This is a genomic window from Streptomyces sp. NPDC101118 (assembly GCF_044759445.1).
Taxonomy (GTDB): domain Bacteria; phylum Actinomycetota; class Actinomycetes; order Streptomycetales; family Streptomycetaceae; genus Streptomyces.
Genome location: NZ_JBIVZG010000031.1, coordinates 65,626 through 74,566, shown reverse-complemented (window position 1 = coordinate 74,566; position 8,941 = coordinate 65,626). Strand labels below are relative to the sequence as shown.

Below are 8,941 nucleotides of genomic sequence, written 5' to 3'. Positions count from 1 at the left end.
CACGACCTCGACCCCGTGAAGGGTCTGGTCCAGGACGGACTTCACCGCCGTCGGCAGACGCTCTGCGTCGTTGTAGACGATGACGACCACGGAGACGTCAGGCACTGGCACCTCAATCCACTTGTGTTCTCATTGCGCCCGTCAAAACTACCGTGTGTTCCACTCGACGGAGGCAAGCGACCGGTCGGTGTGGGCCCGGCGTGCATACTTCTTAACGGAGAGGTGAGCGTCGGGTTCCGCTGGCGGCGACCACCCGGTTCGAACCCGCAGCAGGAAGTGTTCATGACCAAGCTGTCCGTAGTCGTTCCCTGTTACAACGAAGAAGCGGTCATCGACAGCTTCGACTCCGAGATCCGCCGGGTGCTCGACGAGCTGCCCGTGGAGTACGAGGTCTGTTACGTCGACGACGGTTCCCGGGACGGCACCCTCGGCAAGCTCCGCGCCATCGCCGCCCGGCACGGCGACCAGACCCGGTACGTCTCCTTCAGCCGCAACTTCGGCAAGGAGGCCGGCATGCTCGCCGGCCTGCGCGAGGCCACCGGCGACGCCGTGGTGATCATGGACGCCGACCTCCAGCACCCGCCGGAGCTCATCGGCAAGATGCTCGACCTCTACGGCCTGGGTCACGACCAGATCATCGCCCGCCGCAACCGCGAGGGCGACAAGAAGGTCCGCAGCGCCCTGAGCCGCCTCTACTACCGGGCGGTCAACAGCTGGGTCGACGTCGAGCTCACCGACGGCGTCGGCGACTTCCGCCTCCTCTCCCGCCAGGCCGTCGACGCGCTCCTCGCGCTGCCCGAGTACAACCGCTTCTCCAAGGGCCTGTTCTCCTGGATCGGCTTCGACACGATCACGTTCGACTACCAGAACGCGCAGCGCGAGGCCGGCGAGACCAAGTGGAAGTTCGCGTCCCTGCTGAACTACGCCATGGACGGTCTGATCTCCTTCAACAACCGTCCGCTCCGCCTCGCCATCTGGACCGGCGGCGCGCTCACCGCCCTCGGCGCCCTCTACACCCTGTGGATCGTGATCGCGGCCCTGGCCGGCGGCATCGAGACCCCCGGTTACGTCACCCTCGTCGCGATCATCGTCGGCCTCGGCGGCGTGCAGATGACGATGCTCGGCCTGATCGGCGAGTACATCGGCCGCATCTACTACGAGACCAAGCGCCGCCCCCACTTCCTGGTCAAGGAGTCGCACGGCGCCGACACCCGCACGGGTGAGCCGGTGCCGGTCTCCGTGGACCGGGACGGCCGATGAAGGACCAGCTCGGCCAGATCCTCCGGTTCGGCCTGGTCGGCGGGGTCAACACCGGCACCTTCTACGGCATCTACCTGCTGCTCCACCCGTGGATGCCGTACTTCGCCGCGTACACCGGTGCCTTCCTGCTCAGCATGGTCGGCTCGTTCTTCATGAACACGTACTTCACCTACCGCACCAAGCCGACCTGGAAGAAGTTCCTGCTCTTCCCGCTGACGCAGGTCACCAACTACGTCGTCCAGTCCGCCGGGCTCTTCGCGCTCGTCGCCTGGGCCGGCATGGACTCCAAGATCGCGCCGCTCGCGGCAGCCGTGATCGCGATCCCCTTCACCTACCTGATCGCCCAGCGCATCCTCGTCAGCCGCAAGGCCCCCGAGGCGGCCGGCGGCGAGGCGGAGGCCACCGCCCCCGCCGTCACGTCCGCCCCGAAGGGCTGACCGGGCCCGGCGTGCGGCCCGCCCCCGGCCCGGGGACCGCCGCGCGCCGCGCCCGCCGTTCCCGGTGCCGCTCGGCCTCCTCGCCCAGCGCGAGCGCCGCCCGCCGGAAGCGCACCGCCGACGAGGGCCGGTCCGGCCCCAGCAGGTGCTCCCGCAGCTCGGCGCGGGCCGCCCGCAGCGTGTCCTTCGCCGGGTCCCGTACGGACTCCAGCAGCGCCGCCACCCCCGCCGCGTCCGGGCCCAGCACCCAGGCCGCCCGCGCCGTCGGGAACGCCGCCCGGAAGTCCGCCTCGCCCAGGTGGCCGGTGTTCACCACCGCGTACGGCTTCCCGCTCGCCAGGAAGTCCGACACGACGCTGGACACGTCGCCGACCAGCAGGTCCGCCGCGTTGAAGCACGCGTACAGGCCCGGCCGCGGGCCCGTCAGCACCTGGTGCGCGCCCTCGGGATGCGCCGCCCAGTACGCCGCCTCCCAGGCCGCCGTCGCCTCCTCGACCGCCAGCGCGCGGTCGGCCACCGGGGCTCCCTGGAGCCGCATCCGCTCCGCCCCGTCCGCGTCCGGCGGGAGCCCCGCCGCCGTCAGCGCGTCCAGCACCGCCGTACGCCGGGCCAGCTCCGCCCCCGCCCCCGGCGCGGGCGGCCGCGCGCCGCCGTACGCCGCCCCGGCCGCCCGTACGAGCGCCCTGATCCGGGCGTCGGCGGCAGCGGCACGCGGGTCCACCGAGCCCGTCATCGGATGCGGCCGGTACAGCAGCCGCACGCCCGGGTCCGCCAGCAGCTCCCCGACCAGGCGCTCCCCGGCCAGGACCAGGGAGGTGCCGCCGGGGTCCCCGGTCCAGCCCTCCCAGGTCGGCGCGTACAGGACGGTGAGCCGGCCGCCGGCGGGCGGTCCCCCGTACGGGTGGACCGGCTCCAGCTGCGGACGGCCGATCTCCACCACGTCCCGGTCGTCCACGCCCACCTCGGCCCGCGCGTACCGCTCGCGGGCGGCCGGACCGGCCACCCACACCTGGTCGTACGCCTTCGCGTAGGGGTTGCAGCTGGACGGCTTGTCGCTCTCCCCGTGGTTGACGAAGGCGTGCTTGACGGTGGGGATGCGCAGCACCTGGGAGGTCTTGCCGGAGTTCGCCGGATGGATCAGCACCCGCAGCGTCGAGTGCTCCAGCCGCATCAGGTGCTCGACCTTCGGCAGGCACACCACCGGCAGGTCCGTGGGCGCCAGCAGCCGCAGCATGAACCGCTCCCGCAGCACCACCACCGGGCGGCCGCCGAGCGCCGCGAGCGGACCCAGCCACATGTCCGCCTGGTAGGCGGAGGCCGTCCCGCCCGAGAAGTACATCCCCACCGTCGGCCGGTACTCGGCCAGCCAGCGGTCGAACCAGGCCAGCACCTCCGCCTCGGCCGCCGGCCGCCGCGACGGCAGCAGGTGCAGCGACAGCTCCAGCAGCGCGGTCGCCGCCAGCCCCAGCGACACGGCGATCCCGGCCGCCGCGAAGTGCGGCACCCCCGTGCCGGCCGCGACCAGCAGCCCGGCCGTGGACGGCAGTCCGCACCAGAGCATCCGCGGCCCCGGGCGGCGCAGCAGCAGGGCCGGGGGAGCGGGCGGCAGCCGCAGCCCGGCGGTGTCGACGTTCCGGGTCAGCACGGGCAGGTTCCGGGACCGCCGGACCAGCACCGCCACCCCCCGGCTCGCGAAGTGCAGCGCGTAGGACAGCAGCAGCCCGAACACCAGCGGCAGCGCGGCCGCGCTCCCGTGCCCACGCCCCGCCGCCAGCAGCCCCGCGACCAGCAGGAAGTCCCGCAGCACCTGCCGCACCGGCACGTCGGCCCGGAGCCGCGCGAGCACCTCGGCCACGTCCCCCTGCCAGCGGTGCAGCGCGAGCTCGGCGGCCAGCCCGGACACCGTGGCCAGCGCCAGCAGCCCGGAGTCCGGGGCCAGCGCGCCCACCACCTGGAGCCCGAAGGACACGGCGAGCAGGGCCGGGACGGCCGCCCGGACGAGCGGGCGGCGGGGGCGCAGCGGGTTCACGGCCGGGGCTCCAAGCGGTCGGGTGACGCGGAGGGGGCTCGCTGGTCAACGGCGGGCCGACGGGCCGGGCAATGGGCCGCCCCCCGATTCACGCGAACGGGACGCCCTCCCGAGCGCCTGTCCGCAGGTACCGGTGCGCACCTGCCCGCCGGGCCGGGCGGCGCCCCGCGGCGGGCCCGTCCCACGCAGCGGGACGCGGGCGCGGACCCGCCGGAGCACCCCGTAAATTTGGGGGAGGAGCATCCGGAACCGGGCGAACGCATAGGGGTCAGGGACGTGTCAGGGGCAAGTCAGGGTGGACGGCGGAGCGTGGTCGACGCCCGCAGGATCGTGGTCAAGGTCGGCTCCTCCTCCCTGACCACCGCCGCCGGAGGCCTCGACGCCGACCGGGTGGACGCCCTCGTCGACGTACTGGCCAAGGCCCGCAGCGGCGGCGAGAAGGAGATCGTCCTGGTCTCCAGCGGCGCCATCGCCGCCGGCCTCTCCCCGCTCGGCCTGCGCCGCCGCCCCAAGGACCTGGCCCGCCAGCAGGCGGCTGCCAGCGTCGGCCAGGGCCTGCTGGTCGCCCGGTACACCGCCTCCTTCGCGCGCTACGGCGTACGCGTCGGCCAGGTGCTGCTCACCAGCGACGACACCAGCCGCCGCGCCCACTACCGCAACGCCTACCGGACGCTGGACCAGCTGCTGGCCATGGGCGCCCTGCCGGTGGTCAACGAGAACGACACCGTCGCCACCGACGAGATCCGCTTCGGCGACAACGACCGGCTGGCCGCCCTCGTGGCCCACCTCGTCCGCGCCGACCTGCTGGTGCTGCTCTCGGACGTCGACGGCCTGTACGACGGCGACCCCTCGCAGCCCGGCACCTCCCGCATCGACGAGGTGCACGGTCCGGAGGACATCGCCCACGTCTCCATCGGCAGCGCGGGCAAGGCCGGCGTCGGCACCGGCGGCATGGTCACCAAGGTCGAGGCGGCCCGGATCGCGGCCGCCGCCGGCATCCCGGTGGTCCTCACCTCCGCGAGCCAGGCCGCCGACGCGCTCGCCGGCCGGGTCACCGGCACCTACTTCCACGCGACCGGCCGCCGCTCGGCCGACCGGCTCCTCTGGCTCCAGCACGCCTCCACGCCCCAGGGCCACCTCACACTGGACGCGGGCGCCGTCGAGGCCGTCACCGAGCGCGGCAGCTCACTGCTGCCGGCCGGCATCGCCGCCGTCGAGGGCGAGTTCGTCGCGGGCGACCCGGTCGAACTGCGCGACACCGACGGGCGGGCCGTGGCGCGCGGGCTCGTCAACTTCGACGCCAAGGAGCTCCCCCGCCTGCTGGGCCGCTCCACGAAGGAGCTGGCCAGGGAGCTCGGTCCCGAGTACGAGCGCGAGGTCGTCCACCGCGACGACCTGGTCCTCCTGCACCGGTGATGGGCTCGATCCGGTAAAACCGTCGCACGGGGGGCCGCGGACTGGTCAACTTTGTTGGCGGGGGACGCACGGGGGACAGCCGCAGACCGACGCAGAACCAGGAGGCCGCCGGTGAGACGAGCGCGCGCCGAGCGAGCGCTGACGAGCGTCGAGACGGGCGAGGGAGCCGGGCCCGCCGAGGTCTCCCGGCTCTGGCACGTCACGCTGAGCGTCTCGGGGGCACCCGCGCCCCTGGCGGAGGTCCGCCGGGGCCTGGAGCAGCTGGCGCACGACCACCCCTTCCTGCTGACCAGCCGGTACGCGGCCGACCACGCGGAGATCCGGTACTGGGAGGAGGCCCGGGACCTCCACGACGCGGCCGCCGTCGCCCTGCGGCTGTGGGGCGAGCACCGCTCCTCCGCGAAGCTGCCGCCCTGGGAGATCGTGGGCCTGGAGGTCATCGACCGCGCCACGTACCACCAGCGCGTGGCGGAGGGCTACGGCCCGCCGCCGGCGTCTCCCGTGGGCGTTCACCCGTACTAGCCGCCATCCCCCGTACGGGTGCCCGGCGGCGGCACCCGTACGGATCCGGCCGCCACCCCCCGAGACCCCGTCTCGGGGGGTGAAATCGCCGCCCGCACCCCCGCACCAGGGGATTACCCTGCACCCATGACCTCGCTCAGCCCCGTCCTCGAGACCGCCACCCGCGCCCGTACCGCCGCCGCCGAGATCGCCCCACTCCCGCGGTCCGCCAAGGACACCGCGCTGCAGGCGATCGCCGACGCCCTGGAGGCCCGTACGGCGGAGATCGTCGAGGCCAACGCCGTCGACATCGCCAAGGCCCGCGAGGCCGGCACCAGCGAGACCGTCATCGACCGCCTCACCCTGACCCCCGAGCGCGTCCGGGCCATCGCCGCGGACGTCCGCGACGTCGCGGCCCTGCCCGACCCGGTCGGCGAGGTCGTCCGCGGCTCCACGCTCCCCAACGGCATCGACCTGCGCCAGATCCGCGTGCCCCTCGGCGTGGTCGGCATCATCTACGAGGCCCGCCCCAACGTCACCGTCGACGCCGCCGCCCTCTGCCTGAAGTCCGGCAACGCCGTGCTGCTGCGCGGCTCCTCCTCCGCCTACGCCTCCAACACGGCCCTCGTCGCCATCCTGCGCGACGCCGTCGAGGCCACCGGCATCCCCGCCGACGCCATCCAGCTCGTGCCCGGCGAGTCCCGGGACTCCGTCCGCGAGCTGATGCGCGCCCGCGGTCTCGTCGACGTCCTCATCCCGCGCGGCGGCGCCTCCCTCATCAAGACGGTCGTCGAGGAGTCCACCGTGCCGGTCATCGAGACGGGCACCGGCAACTGCCACGTCTACGTCGACGCACAGGCGGACATCGACATGGCCGTGGACATCCTGGTCAACTCCAAGGCCCAGCGCCCCTCCGTCTGCAACGCCGCCGAGACCCTCCTCGTGCACCGCGACATCGCCGCCGCCTTCCTGCCGCGCGCCCTCGACGCGCTCGCCGACGCCGGCGTGACCGTGCACGGCGACCCCGCGGTCCTCGGCTACGCGGGTGACAGCAAGGTCACCGCCGTCGCCGCCACCGACGAGGACTGGGCGGCCGAGTACCTCTCGTACGACATCGCCGCCGCCGTCGTGGACTCCCTGGACGCGGCCGTCGGCCACATCCGCCGCTGGACCTCCGGCCACACCGAGGCCATCGTCACCACCTCGCAGGCCGCGGCGCGCCGCTTCACCCAGCTGGTCGACTCCACCACCGTCGCCGTGAACGCCTCCACCCGCTTCACCGACGGTGGCCAGTTCGGCTTCGGCGCCGAGATCGGCATCTCCACGCAGAAGCTGCACGCCCGCGGCCCGATGGGCCTGCCGGAGCTGACCTCCACCAAGTACATCGTCACCGGCGACGGTCACGTGCGGTAACCACCGGACCACCTCCGAGTGGCCGATTTTCGGCCGACTCCCTGCCCAAAAGAGCCCCCCAGGTCTAGTCTGGTCCCGTGCCGGACGACGTGGGGGGCCTTCCGTTCCCGGACGACGGGGAGCCCGACGACGACCGCGGAGGCGCGGACCAGGACTTCGCCTCCGTGGTGTTCGACGAGGACTTCGTCCGGAGCGCCGAGATCCATGAACCGACCGCCGCCGAGCGGCTGCTCGCCGCCGCCCAGGCACGCGCCCAGGCCGAGGAGGCCAGGGCCATCGCGGCAGCCAGGGCCGCGGACGACGACGGCTGCGAGAGCTACGACGGCTACCTCGACCGGTTCGGCTACGGCTACAGCCCCGACGGCGAGCCCTACGGCTTCGGCCCCGAGTACGCGTACGGCTACGGCTACGGCGGCCCGTACGGCACCTACGGCGGCGCCTTGCGCCCGTACCGCGGCCGCGCCCGCTGGCACCGCCCGGTCGCCTGGATGCTCGCGGTCGTGATGGGCGTCGGCATGGTGGCCCTGGCCTTCACCGCCGTCTACAAGGCGGCCGCCTCGGACCGGGAGCAGGTGCCCCCGCCCGCCTCCACGGGGGCCGACACCGGCGGAGCGCCCGCGAGCTTCCGCAGCGGCGGGCTCCAGCCGGAAAGTCCCGGCCACGCGGGCGTTTACCTTCCCCGGTAGCGACCAACCCTGAAAGTACGACCCCTCAGCACGAGCGGTGCGCACGAGCACCCCGAGGGGGCTTCTCTATTGCGGGGACAGCGGGGAGAAGCGATGGCCGTGCCAGGAGATCCACCTGACGGCGCCCCCGACGGCATCGGCGGGGACGACGAGTACCGCTCCGTGGTGTTCGACGAGGACTTCGTACGGGCCGCCAGGCTCCAGGAGTTCTCCGCCCAGGAGCGGATGGGCGAGCACGCCCGCGCGGTGCGCACGCGCTCCGCGTGGGGCGGCGGCGCCGGTCCGAGCACGCGCAGGCCCCGCCAGGGGCTCGTCCTGCTGATGCTGGTGGCCTTCGCCTTCAGCGCGGCCGTCTACATGGGCCTGCGCCACCCGTACGTACCCCCGCCCTCGGCCTACACCGACCCGCTGACCAGCACCGTGGTGCCCCTCGCGCCCCGGGGGGCCGTCCCGGGCGGGCGGCCCGCCGAGCTGTACGCGGCGAGTCCGGCCGACGGCTACCGGGTCGGGGCGGCCGGGATCACCCTGCCGGCCGTGCGGCGCACGCAGCACTTCACCGACACCCAGGTCGTCACGGCCCTCACCACGGTGAAGGACTACCTGGTCCAGTCGGGCCTCGACCCGGACGTGCTCTCCGGCGCCGCCGCCCGGCCGGTGCGGGTGCTGCTCGACCCCGACCAGCAGCAGCAGTTCGACGACAGCCTCGCCAGGCCGGCGCCCGACGGCCGGCACGCGGCCACCGGCTGGCTGGTCCGCTTCGACCCCGCGACGGCCACCGTCGCCGACTCCCGGGTCCGGGTGAGCGGCACGATGGCCTACGCCGAGGCGGGACCGGACGTCCTGGAGGTCGTCACCGACCACACCTTCGTCTACGCCGTCCGCCGGGCCGGCGCCGGGCCGGCCGACGCCTCCCTGTTCACCGTCCGCCGCGAGCTGCGGCTGCGCTTCGACCGTGAGGACCTGGAGGGCCGCCGCGCCGAGCTGCTGGACGCCTACGTCACGGCCGGCCCCCAGGACTGCGCCGCGGACCCTTCGGCCGCCTTCAAGCCGCTGCTGGCGGGCCAGCGGCCGGCCGGCACCGGACCGGCCGCCACCGACCCGTACGACACGGCGCACCCGCACCGGACGGCAGGGCTGTGCGGCGTACTGGCCACCGCACCGCCCGCCGCGTCCCCGACGACCGGGTCCTAGGACCCCGT

8 protein-coding genes are annotated in these 8,941 nt (G+C 74.1%); 7 read left to right on the top strand and 1 reads right to left on the bottom strand.

Translation table 11 applies throughout. The features are described 5' to 3' along the window. The first annotated feature begins 282 nt into the window (after positions 1–282). Both ACIQUQ_RS33200 and ACIQUQ_RS33195 read left to right on the top strand, forming a co-directional pair. A complete protein-coding gene (locus tag ACIQUQ_RS33200; RefSeq protein ID WP_403983520.1) occupies positions 283–1,260 on the top strand; it encodes a glycosyltransferase family 2 protein in 978 nt (325 codons plus the stop codon). Beyond that, on the top strand, positions 1,257–1,697 hold the full coding sequence (locus ACIQUQ_RS33195; RefSeq protein WP_403983518.1) for a GtrA family protein: 441 nt from the start codon (positions 1,257–1,259) through the stop codon (positions 1,695–1,697). Before ACIQUQ_RS33200 ends, ACIQUQ_RS33195 begins: the two co-directional genes overlap by 4 nt. Here the strand turns inward: ACIQUQ_RS33195 and ACIQUQ_RS33190 are convergent. Then, positions 1,675–3,726 carry a hypothetical protein gene (locus tag ACIQUQ_RS33190; RefSeq protein ID WP_403983516.1) on the bottom strand — a complete coding sequence of 684 codons (2,052 nt, stop codon included), beginning with the start codon at positions 3,724–3,726 and terminating at the stop codon, positions 1,675–1,677. The genes ACIQUQ_RS33195 and ACIQUQ_RS33190 overlap by 23 nt on opposite strands. A 309-nt stretch (positions 3,727–4,035) precedes the next feature. Here ACIQUQ_RS33190 and proB point away from each other — a divergent pair, with 309 nt between their 5' ends. The 5 genes from proB to ACIQUQ_RS33165 all read left to right on the top strand — a co-directional run bounded on the left by proB (position 4,036) and on the right by ACIQUQ_RS33165 (position 8,933). Then, entirely contained in the window at positions 4,036–5,142 is a 1,107-nt protein-coding gene (gene proB, locus ACIQUQ_RS33185) for a glutamate 5-kinase (protein WP_403983514.1), read from the top strand. A gap of 111 nt (positions 5,143–5,253) precedes the next feature. After that, positions 5,254–5,664 carry a hypothetical protein gene (locus tag ACIQUQ_RS33180; RefSeq protein ID WP_403983512.1) on the top strand — a complete coding sequence of 137 codons (411 nt, stop codon included), beginning with the start codon at positions 5,254–5,256 and terminating at the stop codon, positions 5,662–5,664. Positions 5,665–5,790: 126 nt separating this feature from the next. Then, entirely contained in the window at positions 5,791–7,056 is a 1,266-nt protein-coding gene (locus tag ACIQUQ_RS33175) for a glutamate-5-semialdehyde dehydrogenase (protein ID WP_403983510.1), read from the top strand. A gap of 77 nt (positions 7,057–7,133) precedes the next feature. Further along, entirely contained in the window at positions 7,134–7,742 is a 609-nt protein-coding gene (locus tag ACIQUQ_RS33170) for a hypothetical protein (protein WP_403983508.1), read from the top strand. 93 nt (positions 7,743–7,835) lie between these two features. Beyond that, entirely contained in the window at positions 7,836–8,933 is a 1,098-nt protein-coding gene (locus tag ACIQUQ_RS33165) for a hypothetical protein (RefSeq protein WP_403983506.1), read from the top strand. Positions 8,934–8,941: the final 8 nt, after the last annotated feature.